Source organism: Arthrobacter sp. UNCCL28, assembly GCF_900102805.1.
GTDB lineage: Bacteria > Actinomycetota > Actinomycetes > Actinomycetales > Micrococcaceae > Arthrobacter > Arthrobacter nicotinovorans_A.
The window spans coordinates 689,018-704,781 of the sequence record NZ_FMWE01000001.1 but is presented as its reverse complement, the minus strand read 5'-3'; the positions used below and the strand labels follow the sequence as shown (position 1 = coordinate 704,781).

At 63.4% G+C, this 15,764-nt stretch carries 15 protein-coding genes; 6 read left to right on the top strand and 9 right to left on the bottom strand.

Annotated features, from left to right (window positions below; genetic code table 11):
• Positions 1 to 16: 16 nt before the first annotated feature.
• From BLQ01_RS03195 to BLQ01_RS03185, 3 genes are all read right to left on the bottom strand, one after another.
• On the bottom strand, positions 17 to 694 hold the full coding sequence (locus BLQ01_RS03195; protein WP_091550100.1) for a helix-turn-helix transcriptional regulator: 678 nt from the start codon (positions 692 to 694) through the stop codon (positions 17 to 19).
• Between the two features lie 35 nt (positions 695 to 729).
• Entirely contained in the window at positions 730 to 1,404 is a 675-nt protein-coding gene (locus BLQ01_RS03190) for a hypothetical protein (RefSeq protein WP_043431834.1), read from the bottom strand.
• A gap of 134 nt (positions 1,405 to 1,538) precedes the next feature.
• On the bottom strand, positions 1,539 to 2,468 hold the full coding sequence (locus BLQ01_RS03185) for a diacylglycerol/lipid kinase family protein (protein ID WP_254779187.1): 930 nt from the start codon (positions 2,466 to 2,468) through the stop codon (positions 1,539 to 1,541).
• A 120-nt stretch (positions 2,469 to 2,588) separates the two neighbouring features.
• Here BLQ01_RS03185 and BLQ01_RS03180 point away from each other — a divergent pair, with 120 nt between their 5' ends.
• The 4 genes from BLQ01_RS03180 to BLQ01_RS03165 all read left to right on the top strand — a co-directional run bounded on the left by BLQ01_RS03180 (position 2,589) and on the right by BLQ01_RS03165 (position 5,713).
• A complete protein-coding gene (locus tag BLQ01_RS03180) occupies positions 2,589 to 3,533 on the top strand; it encodes a J domain-containing protein (RefSeq protein ID WP_091550096.1) in 945 nt (314 codons plus the stop codon).
• A gap of 54 nt (positions 3,534 to 3,587) precedes the next feature.
• The gene (locus BLQ01_RS03175; protein WP_026540027.1) at positions 3,588 to 4,055 is read left to right on the top strand and encodes a tRNA (cytidine(34)-2'-O)-methyltransferase; all 468 of its coding nucleotides are present in this window, start codon (positions 3,588 to 3,590) and stop codon (positions 4,053 to 4,055) included.
• Between the two features lie 76 nt (positions 4,056 to 4,131).
• Positions 4,132 to 4,848, top strand: a complete 717-nt coding sequence (gene sigK / locus BLQ01_RS03170) for an ECF RNA polymerase sigma factor SigK (protein WP_091550095.1) — start codon at positions 4,132 to 4,134, stop codon at positions 4,846 to 4,848.
• Between the two features lies 1 nt (position 4,849).
• Positions 4,850 to 5,713 carry an anti-sigma factor gene (locus tag BLQ01_RS03165; RefSeq protein WP_026540025.1) on the top strand — a complete coding sequence of 288 codons (864 nt, stop codon included), beginning with the start codon at positions 4,850 to 4,852 and terminating at the stop codon, positions 5,711 to 5,713.
• Between the two features lie 83 nt (positions 5,714 to 5,796).
• Here BLQ01_RS03165 and BLQ01_RS03160 read toward each other — a convergent pair whose 3' ends face one another.
• The 6 genes from BLQ01_RS03160 to BLQ01_RS03135 all read right to left on the bottom strand — a co-directional run bounded on the left by BLQ01_RS03160 (position 5,797) and on the right by BLQ01_RS03135 (position 12,390).
• Positions 5,797 to 7,200 (bottom strand): GntT/GntP/DsdX family permease, encoded by a 1,404-nt coding sequence (locus BLQ01_RS03160; RefSeq protein WP_091550093.1) that lies wholly within the window; start codon positions 7,198 to 7,200, stop codon positions 5,797 to 5,799.
• A complete protein-coding gene (locus BLQ01_RS03155) occupies positions 7,197 to 7,742 on the bottom strand; it encodes a gluconokinase (protein WP_026540023.1) in 546 nt (181 codons plus the stop codon). Before BLQ01_RS03155 ends, BLQ01_RS03160 begins: the two co-directional genes overlap by 4 nt.
• Before the next feature lie 74 nt (positions 7,743 to 7,816).
• Positions 7,817 to 8,596: a PIG-L deacetylase family protein gene (locus BLQ01_RS03150; protein ID WP_091550092.1), complete on the bottom strand. Its 780-nt coding sequence runs from the start codon at positions 8,594 to 8,596 to the stop codon at positions 7,817 to 7,819.
• Positions 8,597 to 8,601: 5 nt separating this feature from the next.
• The gene (locus BLQ01_RS03145; protein ID WP_026546178.1) at positions 8,602 to 9,555 is read right to left on the bottom strand and encodes an electron transfer flavoprotein subunit alpha/FixB family protein; all 954 of its coding nucleotides are present in this window, start codon (positions 9,553 to 9,555) and stop codon (positions 8,602 to 8,604) included.
• A gap of 14 nt (positions 9,556 to 9,569) precedes the next feature.
• Positions 9,570 to 10,373: an electron transfer flavoprotein subunit beta/FixA family protein gene (locus BLQ01_RS03140; RefSeq protein WP_035760560.1), complete on the bottom strand. Its 804-nt coding sequence runs from the start codon at positions 10,371 to 10,373 to the stop codon at positions 9,570 to 9,572.
• Between the two features lie 262 nt (positions 10,374 to 10,635).
• On the bottom strand, positions 10,636 to 12,390 hold the full coding sequence (locus BLQ01_RS03135) for a trypsin-like peptidase domain-containing protein (protein WP_091550090.1): 1,755 nt from the start codon (positions 12,388 to 12,390) through the stop codon (positions 10,636 to 10,638).
• 320 nt (positions 12,391 to 12,710) lie between these two features.
• Here BLQ01_RS03135 and BLQ01_RS03130 point away from each other — a divergent pair, with 320 nt between their 5' ends.
• Entirely contained in the window at positions 12,711 to 14,777 is a 2,067-nt protein-coding gene (locus BLQ01_RS03130; RefSeq protein ID WP_026540018.1) for a TPM domain-containing protein, read from the top strand.
• A 98-nt stretch (positions 14,778 to 14,875) separates the two neighbouring features.
• The gene (locus tag BLQ01_RS03125) at positions 14,876 to 15,664 is read left to right on the top strand and encodes a PspA/IM30 family protein (RefSeq protein WP_026540017.1); all 789 of its coding nucleotides are present in this window, start codon (positions 14,876 to 14,878) and stop codon (positions 15,662 to 15,664) included.
• Positions 15,665 to 15,764: the final 100 nt, after the last annotated feature.

Here is a 15,764-nt window from a genome sequence, read left to right as displayed (position 1 = left end):
ATTCTACCGGCGGGGCCTAGGACGGCGGGGTTTGGTTCGCCGTAACGATCCGCGCACAGCAATGGCCCGGTCCCAGGTCTGGCACCACCTCGACTGCATCAGCGGCCAAAGTGTCGGCGACTCCGGAGAGGAAAGCGCCGTTCATGGCGCACACCACCTCCCGATGCTCCTGGGATAACCGATGAAACGGGCAGTTCAGCAGGTTGTATCCGCCTTCGCCATCAGGCACAGGCTCGTATCCGAGGCCGGCCAGAGTGGCTGCAAAATCCCCATCGCCTCCGATCTGCCGCCCCTTGGTGGCTGCGACTTCCGCCAGAGCCTCAGCGATAGGGACGTCCGCCGTTGCCGAGTGCGAAATGGCGGAGGCCAGGAGGTCCCCTGCAAGATCGTAGTGTCGCGGCGGAACGGAGACTCCTACCTCGTCCACCACGGGTACGTAGAGTTTGGCAGGGCGCCCTGAACCAGGCCCTGCTTTGTCCGCCGTTTTCCGGAACTGCGGGCTCAGCAATCCATCCCGGACCAACCTGTCCAAGTGGAAGGACGCTGTACTGCGCGGAATGGCCATGGCTTGGGCGGCCTCGTCACGCCCCACCGCGTGGCCCGCACGCTTGACGTAGTTATACAGGTCCCTGCGGCAGGTGTCGTTCAGGGAAGCTACCGCCGCAAGCCGCTGGAGCCAGGTGAGGCCGTTCATGGAGCAAGGGTAACTCTAAAAACAAGGAACGCTGCTTAATTTGGCGGGACCACCACAAGGTGGGCAGCCGCCTCGGCGCGCGCCTTCTCCAACAACGCCCCATCCGGGCAGGCCACCGAAACGAACACCGAAGACGCAGGAGCGCTGAACAACCTCGCCATGACAACAGCGGCGTTACCGCCCGAGGCTGCCGGGGATTCCAGGCCGAGGAACTCCACGGCATGCTGGGGCTTATCCGAATCCTGTCCCCAACGCAGGGACACCGGCTTCAACCGTTCGGTCGCAATGCCCGGATCAAGGTAGTGGAAGAGTTCCTTGGTGGAGGCTGCGTCATCTCCCGCCACAACCAAGGGAGCCTGGTTGACGCTGATCCTGATGGCCAAAGTGCAGCCGTCACCCTTCCGATACCGCACTTCGCCTTGAAGGCCGGAATGCACCACAGTCCACCCCGGAACTTCCTCCAACCGGGTGGAAACGGTCACAGGGTCCCCTGCAGCCAACGTACCTCCAGCCGCCAAGGGCAAGTCCTTCGCCGCAACCGCGGCAGCATCATGCCCGGGGGTGATGGTGGGCGTCGCCAGCGTGGACTCCGACGGCGACGGCTTCGGCGCCGCCGGATCAGGAACGTTGACGGTGCAGCCGGCCACCATGGCGGCGGCTCCCAGGGCAGCAATCCCAGCCACCCGTCGTCGAACGTTTCGCGTCACCATCGCTCCTTATCACCGTGCCGATTCATCAACCTGCCCTGACGCCACCATGCCGATTCATTAACCTGCCGGGACATCACCCTGCCAGGACAGAAAGCAGGCCATCTGCCGCGATCGAGTCTAGCCGCCAGGCCCGCCTACGCGAGGACCCGCACAGCGCCCGGAACAACATCCACGTCCACCGGCAACGGACCGATGCGCTCGCCGTCGGCGTAGGCCACTACGCCCTCTGCCTCCAACCGCACCTTTTGTACGCGGGTGATCTGCACGGCAGGGTGGCCGGTGTGTTTGCCGGCGAATACTTTCGGAAAAACAGCAAGGAACCGGAGCCGCGACAACGGTTTGACCACAAAAAGATCCAGCAGGCCGTCCTCGGGCGAAGCCTCCGGTGTAATCCGCATGCCACCGCCGATGTACTGCCCGTTCGCCACTGAGATCAGCAGCGCCGGCTGGCGCCATGTCATGTTGTCCGCCGTCACCGTGTAGTCGATCCTTCGGAACGAACCCAACTCTTTGAGCATCGCAAGGTTATAGCGGCTTTTTCCTCGCGGCCACCTCCACGAATTGGCCCGTTCGTTGACTGCGGCATCGAACCCGGCCGAGAGAACTCCGGCAAAGTAGCTGGTCCGGCCCTCAGAGACAACCCGGCCGGCGTCGATCCGCCTTCCTCCTGCGGCCATCGAGGCCAGGATGAGGCGACAGGCCGCGGCGGTGTCGTGAAGCGGCATTCCAAGGAGCCGGGCAACGTCATTCCCCGTTCCGCTGGGAACTATGCCCAGGGCAATGTCGGATCCGGCGAGCGCGTTGACCCCTAGATGGACCATGCCGTCGCCTCCCACCACCACCAGGGCGTCCACTTCCCGGGCGATCAGGGTTTGGTCGACGAGTTGCCGCAGTCCGCCGTAACCATCCGCTTGGAGAACGACGACGTCACGTCCGGCGGCGCGGAACCGGGCTGCGGCATGGTCCCCGGCAAGGCGGGTGCGGCCAAAGGAGGCAGCCGGGTTGATCGCCAGAGCGATGGTTCCCCGCGTGCTGGAGGGGTTATCGGCTGCCGGTGGGGTCACAGCGTGAATTATGCCAGCGGGAACCACCCGCCCCGGTACCAACGTTCACATAGTGGCTGGATAAACTTGCCAGTACCGCGCCTCCCCTGGAGCGCACCACTTTGAGAGAAGGGCCCGTGCTTGGCCGAGGGCAGCAGTTCGCACTATCAGGTTCTTCGTGTTTCCGTCACCGCGACGGACAAGGAGATCAAGGTCGCCTACCGCAAGGCTGCCCGGAAGGCGCACCCCGACCACGGCGGAGAAGCGGAGATGTTCCGGCGTGTCACCCTGGCTTACGAAACCCTGATCGACCCCCGGCGCAGGGCTGAGTACGACCGCCGCTACGCCCGCGGAGCATCCGGGGTAAGCCAGCCCCGTCCCGGGGACTACACGGGCACCTCGGCACCGGGTCCATTCGCCACCGGGAACGTCAGGCGTCCCCAGACCCAGCGGAACACCGCCGGTGATCCACCCGTTTACGTCCCTGCGTTTGAGGATCCCAACGAGGTCCCGCTCATTTCCGAGGCCGAAGCCGCGCAGCAGGTCCATGGGCTCCCCCGGAAGCGGGGCATCTTTGGAGCCGAAGCGCGGATCCAACGTGAAATGCGCACCGTCCAGCTCATCAGCCGCCAGGTGCTGCCGGTCATTCCAGCAGCCCGGCTCATCAATGGCCTGCGCTCACCCTCGGACAACAACCACATTGACCACGCCGTGCTCTCCGGTTACCGATTGGCCTTGGTAGGCTCCATGCTGCTTCCCAAGGGTGCGTACTCCTGGGACGGCCACTCCCTTCGGCACGGCGGCCGTTCCGTCGCTCCCCCGCAACTGGCACACATCGTCCGGCACATGCAGGACATCTTCCCTGAACTCAACGTCACCGGATGGGTGGTCCTGCACAGCCCTGACGGCAACCTGCACGAACCGGTGATTGATCAGTATGGCAAGGGCCAATCCGGCCACAACGCCGTGGAAGTGGTCAATGGCGCCGGACTGGCCAGGGGGCTCAAGCAGTTCCTCAGCTCGGGGCCAGCTCCGAACACCGTAGTGGTGCCGGTGCTGGCACGCCTGCTGCGCGGGATGCACTAGGCACCACCTGGGCTCCTGCCCGGGCCCGACGGCACTGACCGATAGGATGGGCGGGTGTTCCGCATCCTCTTCCACACTCCTGAAATCCCGGGCAATACGGGCAATGCCATCCGCCTGGCCGCCATCACGGGAGCCGAACTCCACTTGGTGGAGCCCCTCGGCTTCGACTTTTCCGATGCCAAACTGCGCCGTGCCGGCCTTGATTACCACGACCTTGCCGTAGTCACCGTCCACAAAGACATCGACTCCGCATGGGAGGCCTTGCAACCGCAACGCGTCTTTGCCTATACCTCCGACGGCGAAACGTCCTATACCGATATCAGCTACGTCGAGGGTGATGTCCTGATGTTCGGGCCAGAGTCCGTTGGCCTGCCGGACTGGTTGAAGAACGACCCCCATGTCACAGCCCGCGTCCGCCTTCCCATGAAGCCATCACTGCGCTCCCTTAACCTGGCCAACGCTGCTTCGATTGCAGTGTTCGAGGCCTGGCGGCAGAACGGATTCGCCGGAGCCAAGGTGTAGCCCATCCAAAGGCGCCGCAGCACCGAATACCTGATGCAGGACAAATCCTGCCGGGACATTCGTTGAGGGAGCTTACGTGAGCGCGCTGCAGACCAGGGCGATATCAGTGAACCGCTGCACCGCCGCGCCCGCAACATCACACGGTGGTGCTGCCGGTTTCAAACGCGACGACATATGCTGGACGGTGATGGACATCCCCAACACCCCCGGCCCACCGGTCTTTGAAGCTACAGGCACCGCGACAGATGTGAATTCGCAGCTCACCGGCCTGCTTGAGCTCATGGCTTCCGGCGACCAACAGGCTTTTGCCGAGTTCTACCGCCTGACCTCACGGCGTGTCTTCGGCATGGCCAAGCGCGTCCTCATAGACCCCGACCTCAGCGAAGACGCCACCCAGGAAGTGTTTATCCAAGTGTGGCAAGGCGCAGCCAAGTTCGATCGCTCCGCAGGCACGCCGCTGGCGTGGCTGATGACCATTGCGCATCGCCGGGCCATTGACCGTGTGCGGGCCGTGCAGGCCGCAACGGATCGTGAGGCCAAATACGGCGCTGCAAGCCAGGACCCGGACCGTGACCTGGTGGCCGAAGAAGCCGACACCAACCTGGAAGCCGAAGCAGTCAGCCGTTGCCTCGGCACGCTGACGGACACCCAGCGCGAATCGGTCCGCCTGGCTTATTACGGCGGATTGACCTACCGGGAGGTTGCCGAGCACTTGGGCGCTGCCGTCCCCACCATCAAGTCCCGCATCCGTGACGGGCTGCTTCGTTTGAAGACCTGCCTGGGGGTGGGTTGAAATGAGTGAAAACACCAGTGGAGGCTTTATCCGCAGAATGTTTGCCAACGACATCGCAACCGACCTCGCCGAGGGCCGTGTACTGGAACTTGCTGAGATCTATGCCTTGGACGCCATCAATGATGACGAACGGGACATGATCGATTCCTACCTCCGGGATGCTCCGGAGAGCCGGGAATTCCACGAACGCGTCCGTGCAGCCAGGGAGACCCTGGCCGTCAGCTTCGCGCCCGAGGAGGAGCCTCCGGCCGCCCTTTTTGACACCATCATGCAGCGCATCTCCCATGAAGCGCCGGCTGAGCCCTTCGCCGGAACGGCGGCCACTGAGCCGGCGGCCACTGAACCGGCGGCCACTGAGCCTGCACCTCCGGTATTGGATGAGCTGGCCGCTGCGAGGGCAAAACGCGGGGAGCGCAGCGGGGCCGGTGGGGCCCGTCGTTGGATCGTGGGCGCGGCCGCAGCAGCAGTGATCGCCCTTGGTGGTATTGGTGTGGGAGCTTACGTTTCCACCCAAAACGACCCCGTCAACCAGGTGCTGCAGGCACAGGACGTCCAGCAGAAGTCCGCACCGGTTCCCGGCGGCGGAACGGCTACCATTTCCGCTTCTTCGGCCAAGGACTCCTTCGTGGTCCTCATGGATGGCGTGGCCCCGGCTCCGGAGGGCAAGGTGTACCAATTGTGGACCCTGCCCAAGGACGGTTCAGCACCGGTACCGCAGGGAACCATGGATGCCCAGACTCTCTCCAAGCCGGCCGTGGTGAAGGGCCTGTCCTCAGCCTCGTCCGTAGCGATCACCGTGGAACCCACGGGCGGATCAAGCGCCCCCACCACGGACCCTGTCCTGGTGGTTGCACTGAGCGCCTGAAGTAAAAGCACCTAACGCCCGACGGCGGCCGTCCCACCTTGGGGATGACCGCCGTCGGGCGTTTTGTTTTTTTCAACAGGCAGCTATAACACCAGGGACAGGAGCATGACGAACCCGAATCCCACCACCGAAATCAGCGTTTCCATAACGGACCAGGTCTTGAACGTTTGCCCGACGGTGAGTCCGAACAGTTCTTTGACCAACCAGAAACCGGCGTCGTTGACATGGGAGAGGAACAGGGATCCTGCGCCGATTGCCAGGGCGAGCAGGGCAGCATGAGTGGGACTCAGGCTGCTCGCCAGCGGCGCCACGATGCCGGCTGCCGTCACTGTGGCCACCGTCGCCGATCCTGTGGCAAGGCGGAGTGCCACCGCAACGATGAAGCCGAGTACGAGGACGGACATATTGGCGCCCTCAGCCCACTTCTTGACGGCGTCGCCCACGCCGGCCCCGATCAGCGTCTGCTTGAAGCCTCCGCCGGCACCCACGATGAGGAGGATCGCCGCGATCGGCCCGAGGCTTTCGCCCAGTTTTGCCGTGATCCTGCTGCCGGTGAAACCTACGGCATACCCGAAAGTCACCATGGCCACCAACACAGCCAGCGTCATGGCCACCAAAGGCTGGCCCACAAAGTCGAAGAAGATCCGAAGGGCAGGTGCCGTCGCAGGGTCCGGCCAGATGATGCCGCCCAAGGCCTTCAGCAACATCAGCACTACGGGGAAGATGATGGTCAGCAGGGTCACCAGGAACGATGGTTGCCGTTTGACTTCACTCATGTCTGCAGCGTGCTGGGTGTCGATTCCACCTGCTACGGCGGGCGCATCAACCGGAACCCACCGTGCGGCCAGCCGGGAGAAGAGCGGCCCACAGATGATGACGGTGGGAATCGCTACCAGGATCCCCAAACCCAGCGTCGTTCCGAGCTCGGCCTTCACGGCGCTGATGGCAATCAAGGGGCCGGGGTGCGGCGGCACCAGGCCGTGCAGCACAGACAAACCAGCCAGTGCCGGGATCGCAATCCGCATCAGCTTCATTTTCGAACGCTGCGTCACCAGGACGATCACCGGGAGCAGGAGGACCAGGCCGATCTCGAAGAACATGGGCAAGCCGATGATCACGGCCACCAGGGTGATCATCCAGACCAGCTTGTTGCCGCTGGCTTTGGCCAACAGGGTATCCACCACGCGGTTGGCACCACCGGAATCCGCCAGGAGCTTGCCGAGCATGGCCCCGAGCGCAATCAGCAGCCCGACTTCCTTGAGGACACCGCCCACGCCGTCCTCGAAGTTGGTGATGACCTTGCCCAGTTCCACGCCCGAAGCCAGGCCCACGAAGGCAGACCCCAGCACCAGGGCCAGGAACGGGTGGAACTTGAGTTTGGCAATCAGCACCACGATCAAGGCAATGCCCAGAGCAGCTACTACCAGGAGCCGGGTGTCGTGCCCGGTCCATTCCTGTACTTGCGTGGCGGTTTCCAGGACGCTCACGAGGCGGTCGCTTCGCTGCCGGCGGCTGCGGGGCGGAGGCCGAGCCGTTCGATGACTTCGTCGGCTTCCTCAGCCGGGGAGGCCGAAACACACAACGAGATGTAGTTTTCGTCCTCAGTCGGTTCCTCCAGCGCGTCGAACTGGGACTCAAGGAGCGAAGGCGGCATGAAATGGCCGTGCCTTGAGGCCAGGCGGTCGGAGATCTTGTCCTTGCTCCCCTGCAGGAAGACGAACACCACACCTTCGCTGCGAAGGACATCGCGATATTTCTTCTTCAATGCCGAACAGGTAATGATCGCCGGAGTTCCGGACTCTACGTGTTCGCGAATCCAGGCCGAGATGATGCCCAGCCAAGGCCAGCGGTCCTCATCACTGAGGGCTTGTCCCGCGTGCATCTTGGCGACGTTCGCTTCGGGATGAAGGTCGTCGCCTTCGGCAAGGTCCCAGCCAAGCTTTCCGGCCAGGACTCCGGCCACGGTTGATTTACCGGAGCCGGAAACTCCCATAATCACCAGTACAGGTTGTTGCGCAGTCTTCGCCATCAAAGTCTGCCTTCCTCGAATAAATATGATTTAACCGAGATCAAGCATATGACACGGGTAACACCACGGCAATGTTAAAAGCCGGCTATGGTTCCGGACCCGTTGACCGACACCACGTGGAAGCCTTCTGCACTGGTCCCGGCAGGCAGACCCGCGCGCTGTCCGTTCGTCAGCATCTGACCCCTGACAACACGCTCCATGCCCTCAATGTCCGGGTGCTGGCTCGCATGGACCCGGATGGCGTCCAACTTGGCATCGACATGGGTCGAGACATCAACAAAGTGATTCTCCCTGGCGTCCGGACTGCAGATAAACCACAGCCACGGCAGCTTGTAGGCATCCAAGCCTGCTTCGGCAAGTTCCGGATACGCAAAGGGATTCTCCACTGCAGGATAGACGGCCCGGGTGACTGCTTCGCCGGCTGCCAGGTGGTCCGGGTGGCTCTTCTGGAGACGGTCCCAGTTCCGCTCCGGATGCATGGTCAGCACAATGTCCGGGCGGACTTCCCGGATCAGCTTCACCACCTGCTTGATGACGCCATGTGTCGGCTCAAGGTAGCCGTCGAGCTCGTGCAGGTAGTGGATGTCCTTGACGCCCACAAGGGCGGCGGCCCGCTGTTGCTCCCCGGTGCGGAGCTCGGTAATCCGTTCCCTGTCCACCGGATCAAAGCCGCCGGCGTCGCCGTCGGTCATGATGCAATAGCTGACCTCCACCCCGGCAGCCGTCCAGGCGGCGATGGTACCGGCGGCACCAAAATCGATGTCATCAGGATGGGCGGTAAAACAAAGCACCCGCTCGACGCGCTCCGTGGAGGCGTCGAACGGGCTCTTCGCTGACGATACGCCAGTAGACAAAGGGATCAGCCTTTCCGCTTCTTGATCTCGGCAGCGGCTTGCGGGAGGACCTTGAAGAGGTCGCCGATGATGCCGTAGTCGGCGATCTCGAATACCGGTGATTCGGCATCCTTGTTGATGGCCACGATGACCTTGGAGGTCTGCATGCCGGCTTTCTGCTGGATGGCTCCGGAGATGCCTGCAGAAATGTACAGCTGGGGTGAAACGGTCACACCCGTCTGGCCCACCTGCGCGTCATGGCCGATCCAGCCCGCATCCGTGGCGGCGCGGGATGCGCCCACTGCCGCACCCAGGGCATCTGCAAGTTCTTCAACCGGACCGAAGTCGCCGTCCACGCCCCGGCCACCGGCCACGACGATGCGCGCTTCGCTGAGGTCCGGCCTGCCGCTGACAGGCTTCTCGGACCGGGAAGCGATGCGTGCAGAGTTGGCCGCGGCATCCGCCGGCAACTCAACCGTGGCAACTTCCGGGGTTCCCGCAGTTTCGGCCGGGGCGGGCTCGACGTTGTTGGCTTTGATTGAAAGGACCGTCACCGGGGTGGTGGCCTTCGCGGTGGTGTTGTACGAGCCTGCAAGGACCGATTTGTGCGCTGTGCCGTCAGCCTCCACGCCTACGACGTCGGTAATGACGCCCGCGTTGAGCTTGATACCCAGCCTGCCCGCGATCTCCTTGCCCTCGGGCGAGTTGTCCAGGAGAACAGCCGTGGCTCCCGAGCTCTGCACCGCAGCAGCAAGGTAGGCGGCCTTCGGGCCAACCAGATAGTTCTCGAGGTCCTGCGTCGACGGCTGGTACACCGTACCGACGCCGTAGGCACCCAAGGTGGCGGCGACGTCGTCGTTCAGCTCACCGGTGAACGCGACGGCGGTCTCCCCCAGCGAGCGGGCGATGGTGAGGAGTTCGAGGCTGCTCTTCTTCAGAGCCGCTCCCGGGTTGTCAATGAAAACAAGTGCGTTTGCCATGGTTGCGATCCCCTTTAGAGCAGCTTCTGTGCGGCGAGGAAGTCGACCAGCTTGATGCCGGCGTCGCCGTCGTCGGTGATGATGGTGCCGGCTGTCCGCGGCGGTCGGGCCTCTGCGGCCTCAACTACGGTCCAGGAACCAGCCAGGCCCACCTGCGAGGCGTCCACACCGATGTCGGCAAGTGACAGGGAAGCAATCTTCTTCTTCTTTGCCGCGAGGATGCCCTTGAAGTTGGGGTAGCGGGGCTCGTTGATTTGATCGGTCACCGAAACGACGGCCGGAAGTTGCGCTTCAACGGTTTCCGAGAAGGCACCGGCATCCCGGCGGGCAGTGACCTGGTTGCCTGCAACTTCCAGGGTGGAAGCGAAGGTGACCTGCGGGAACTGCAGCCGCTCGGCCAACTGGGACGGAATCAGCGATGTCTCACCATCGGTGGACGCCATGCCGGTCAGGACCAGGTCCACCGGGCGGCCGTCGGCTGACAGATGCCTGATGGCGGCCGCGAGTGCCAGCGAGGTGGCAGCGGCATCGGAACCTGCCAAAGCGTCATCGCTGAGGTGGACGCCCGAATACGCGCCGATCTGCAGCGACTTCTTGACGGCGTTGACCGCTCCTGCCGGGCCCATGCTCAGCGCAATGACCTCGTTGCCGGCCTTGGGTCCGCCACGTTCTTCGGCAAGTTGCAACGCTGCCTCGAGCGCGTACTCGTCCAGCTCGGACAAGATGCTCTCGTCACGGTCGGTTGTGTTGCCAGGTCCGGTGATGTGCCGGTCGAACTGCGCGTCCGGGACGTGCTTGACCAGAACGACAATCTTCAATGTCTCTTCCACTGTCTTCGAAGCAGCCTTCCATGCTTGTGGACGGCCAACCGCAACAGCGTGGCCGTGAATAGCCCAGCGCGTGGGCTCGTCCTAGCTAAGCATATTGCCCGCAGAAAACCACTCCCAGCGTTAAGCACTGTTTAGGATGACTCCCGATGCCTCCGGCTGCCGACGCCGATACTCCCGGCTTACCCGACGCAGCACGACGGCGGGCGGCACCAGTGAGGTGACGCCCGCCGTCGTGCGCTTTTGCTGCCGCCTACTGCTGCGCGGCGTCGAGGGTAACTTCGACCTCTTGCGATTGGCCGCCCCGCTGGATGGTGACCTTGACCTTGGCACCTGCCGGCTGCTCGCGGACCGCTGCGGTCAACTGGTTTGGATCGCTGACGGTGTAATCGCCGAACTTGGTCACGACATCGCCAACCTTCAGGCCGGCCTTCGCTGCGGCCGAACCGCTGGTCACCGCGGCAACCTCTGCACCCACAGAGAAGCCCGAGTTGCTGCCGGTGGAGGACTTGGACCGAACCGACACGCCAAACTGGCCGTGGCTGGCCTTGCCGTTGTCGATGATCTCCTGGGCCACCCTCTTGGCGTGGTTGATCGGCACGCTGAAACCTACGCCGATGTTTCCGGTGGAAGAATCGGAGGTTCCGCTGCCCGCAGATGCGATGGCGACGTTGACCCCAATGACTTCACCCTTGCTGTTCACCAGCGCACCACCGGAGTTGCCCGGGTTGATCGCAGCGTCGGTTTGAATGACGTTGATGGCGATCGAACCCTCATTGGCAGTGGCCTGGCTCTGGCCACCGTTCGGTGGCGCAAACTGGAAGCCCTCGCCGCCACCCTGGCTTTCGTCCGGCGTGCCCTCGGGAACAGCGGAGGAGGCAACGCTGATGGTGCGGTTGAGCGTGGAGACGATTCCGTCCGTCACGGTACCGGTCAGGCCCAAAGGCGAACCGATTGCGACGGCGGTGTCCCCCACGTTGATCTTGGACGAGTCGCCGAGCGTTGCAGGAACCAGCCCGGACGCATCACTGACCTTGATCACGGCCAGGTCCGAGAGCGGATCCGTGCCAACAACGGTGGCTTTGAGGACCTTCCCGTCACTCGTCCGGACCTCAATCGCGGCATTGGCCGTGGCGCCGTCGAGCGTTACGACGTGCGTGTTGGTGAGGATGTGGCCCTGGTCATCAAGGATGATGCCGGAACCGGTTCCGCCCTCGTTGCCGCTGGTTGCCTTGATGGTGACCACGCTGGGCGAAGCCTTGGCAGCTGCAGCGGTGATGACGTTGACGTCATCCTTGTTGTTGACGATGACAGTGCTGGACTGCCCGCTCGTTGACGCTGCCGGAGCCGGCTGGTCCCAGAGCACATTGCTTCCGGCCACCACACCGCCACCGATCAAGCCCGCCGCCAGCATGCTCGCCACCAAGGTCCCCACGCCGAAAGCGGGCTTGCGCTTGGCAGGGCCATTGGTGGCCGGGGAGTGCTGCGTGCCCGGGCCGTGAGGTCCCTGGGGGCCTTGGGGGCCGGCGCCTCCGCCGTAGAACGGCTGGTGCTGCGGGTAGCTGGGACGATGGGACGGATCCTGCTGCGGAACGCCGTAGTACTGCGGCTGCTGCGTGGTCGCGTTGGGCTGGCCGGAGGCCTGGGCGGGAGCGGTGTGCTGTCCGGGGTGCTGGGCCGTGTACTGCTGCGGCGAGTGCTGGGCCGGGGCAGCGTGCTGGCTTGCGTGGTGCGCTTGCGCGCCGGCCTGGGCGCCCTGGTAGGTTTGGGCGCTCTGGTCGGCTGCAGGCGGCTGGTAGGCCGGCAAGGGGGTGGTGGCGTGGGTGTCCCCGTGGCCATGCCCCGCAGTTTCATGATTTGCAGTTTCCTGACCGGCATTCTCCTGCCCTGAAGTCCAGGCCGGCTGCTGCTGGGTGGCTGTGGCGTCGCTGTGCCCGCCGGTTGTCTCCCGCGGCTCGGATGGCTCGCGGTTCTCCGGTGCGGTGCCCTGCGCTGGGTTCTCCGTCATGGGTCTTCCTTTCGTCCTCGTCTCCAACAACTATGTACCCAGTAACTGGAACAAAAGCGGACGTTCGCTGGGAGCTTCCTGAAAGGTCCGGCCGGGCTGCAACAGACCTGCCGAATTGTCCTCAACGGCTGAACAATCCCGACCTCTCCTATATTTCGCTGGTGGCATATTCACCCCTGTGGACGGAGCATGGGGTGCACCATAGAATCAAGAGGAATTGCCACAGCGACCTGCGGCTTTACACCATGCGTGGGGGCGCTGAGCATTCTGTGACGATTGGTACGCCTTGTTCCAGTCGCAGACGTGCTGAAGGGTTGCACATGCGGTCAATAGTTAAACGCGTACTCGCCGGAATTGGCGTGGCTGGATTGCTGGCGTTCCCGGCGACAGCTGCTTGGGCCACCGATCCGGTGACCATTCCGTCCGGGCAGAACATCGTGGACGACGCCAATGTCTTGGGAAGCCGAAAAGGTGAAGTCCAGGAAGCCATCCAAAAGACGCTCAAGGACCACAAGTACAACCTGTACGTGGTCACGGTGGACTCCTTCGAAAACCCGACGGACCCCAAACAATGGACTGAGGCCGTCGCCAAGAAAAAGCTCATGGGCAAACCGGACGCCATCCTGGCAATTTCCACGGCTGGACAGTACAACTTCGCCCTGAACTCGGGCAGCTCCATCTACTCGAAGCAGTCGGCAATTGCCCAGAACGCCGTCGTTGCCAATCTGGCAGGCGGCAAGAAGGACTACGCCCAGGCAGCCATAGACACAGCTGCCGCCATCGGCGATGCCGCAGGTGGTGGAAGCGGGACGGTGCCCAGCGGGAACGCCGGCGTCGGCGTCCTTGTCGGGGTTGGCGTTGTGGCCGCCGGAGGTGCCGGCACCTACCTGTACCTCCGGAACCGACGCAAGAAGGGCGGCACCAAAGCCGTCAGCGCCAGCTATGGACCACAGGGCGAACAGCTTGATCCGCTCGCCGGATTGAGTATTCCGGAACTGCGACAGAAGAGCGGCTCGCTGTTGATCGAGGCCGACGACGCCATCAAGTCCAGTGAGCAGGAGCTCGGCTTCGCCCAGGCGCAGTACGGTGATGCCGCAATTGGCAACTTCACCAAAGCGCTGGAAGAAGCCAAGGCCCATATGACGGAGTCGTTCAAGCTTCAGCAGCAGTTGGACGACCATATCCCGGACACCGAAGAGCAGCAGCGGAGCTGGCTCGGCGAAATCATCCGCCGGTCCGAGGCAGCGCTTTCATCGCTGCGTGACCAGAAGGCCGATTTCGACTCACTGCGCGAGCTGGAAAAGAATGCTCCCCAAGCCTTGGCCGCCGTTTCGGCAGGAGCCAAGGACGCGGATTCAAAGATCGCCAACGCGGAACAATCCCTCGCGGGCCTACGGGTCAAGTATGCCGAGTCTGCCTTGACCCAGGTTTCTGACAACATACTGCAGGCCAAAGAGCGTCTTGCCTTCGTGCAGAACGCCGTTGCCGCAGCCCAAGAGAAGCTCACCGCAGGCGAGAACAGCATGGCGGCAGTAGCCGTTCGGGCCGCTGAGGAAAGCCTGCACCAAACCAACGTGCTGATCGATGCCATTTCCAAGACTGCTGGCAGCTTGGATGAGGCCCGGGCATCCTTGGAAGGAGCTGTTGCTGAGACCAGCCAGGACCTTGCCCAGGCACGGGCCATGATCCAATCGGGCGAACACCCCGAGCTTGCCGGCCCCGTGGCCGGTGTGGAAGCTGCCTTGGCCCAGGTGAAGACTGAGATCCAGGGTGGAAAGATCGACCCCATTGCTACTCTCAGCCGCGTGGAGTCCGCACACCAGGCGCTGGATCAGTCGCTGTCCGGTATCCGTGACCAGCAGGAACAGGCGCGCCGGGCCCAGGCATCCTTGCAACAGACCATCATGGCTGCCCAAGCGCAGATCAGCGCCACGTCCGATTACATCACTGCCCGGCGAGGTGGCGTTGGTACTGAAGCCCGGACCAGGCTGGCAGAGGCTCAGCGAAACCTGGATTACGCCCTGTCCATTTCCCGCAATGATCCCGTCACGGCGCTGACCTACGCCCAGCAGGCGCATTCGCTTGCCGCGCAGGCCGCCCAGCTTGCCCAGTCCGACGTCGATCAGTTCGGCTATGCAGACCAGGGGCAGGGCTACGGCCGCGGTGGCATGTTCGGCGGTGGCGGTGGAGGCGGCGGTGGCCTTGGCGGCGCCATCCTTGGCGGCATCCTCATCAACTCCATCCTCAATGGCGGCGGAGGCGGCTGGGGCGGCGGCAATAACGACGGCGGCGGAGGAGGAGGCTTCTTCGGTGGCGATTCCGGCGGCGGCGGAGACTGGGGTGGTGGCGGAGGCGACTTCGGCGGCGGAGACTCCGGCAGCTTCTAGCCAGACAGACTAAGTGGGGTCAATGCCCCGCATAGAAGCGGTACAACAACTGATCACTGATTTCAGTGGCACCACTGAGCAGGACGAAAGGCAACACCATGGTTAAGCAGTCCATTTTCGGTCGGATCTCACAGCTCGCCAAGGCAAACATCAACGCCTTGCTGGACCAGGCTGAGGACCCGCAGAAGATGCTGGACCAGATGGTCCGCGACTACACGAACAACATTGCCGAGGCCGAATCAGCCGTGGCCCAGACCATCGGCAATCTCCGGATGCTGCAGGCGGACTACAACGAGGACATCAAGAACGCCCAGGACTGGGGCAACAAAGCCCTCGCCGCGTCCAGGAAGGCCGACGAGTACCGCTCCGCCGGCGATTCGGTTGATGCCCAGAAGTTCGACAACCTTGCCAAGGTCGCCATTCAGCGTCAGATGACTGCGGAATCCGAGGCCAAAGCAGCTGAGCCGAGCATTGCCTCCCAGACCGAGGTTGTGGACAAGCTCAAGACCGGTCTCGACCAGATGAAGAACAAGCTCAACCAGCTCACTGCCAAGCGCAACGAGCTCGTTGCACGCTCCAAGACCGCGGCTGCACAGTCCCAGGTCCACGACGCCCTGAAGAGCATCGACATCATGGATCCCACCAGCGAGGTCGGCCGCTTCGAAGAGAAGATCCGCCGCGAAGAGGCCAAGGTCCTGGGCCAGCAGGAGCTTGCAAGCTCGAGCCTCGACGCCCAGTTCAACCAGCTCGAGGACCTCGGAGAGCAGACTGAGATCGAGGCCCGCCTCGCAGCACTGAAGTCCGGCGGTTCCAAGCCGGCCATCGGCGCGGGAGCTCCTGCAGCAACGGGCTCTACCATCGACGAAGCCGACTTCGACAAGCTCTAGACCCCCCCCCCGGCCCGCTTGGCCGTGACATATCGCTGAACATACCAATGGGCCGGATCCTGAAAGGATCCGGCCCATTGGTCTTGGGTGCAATGGTCGA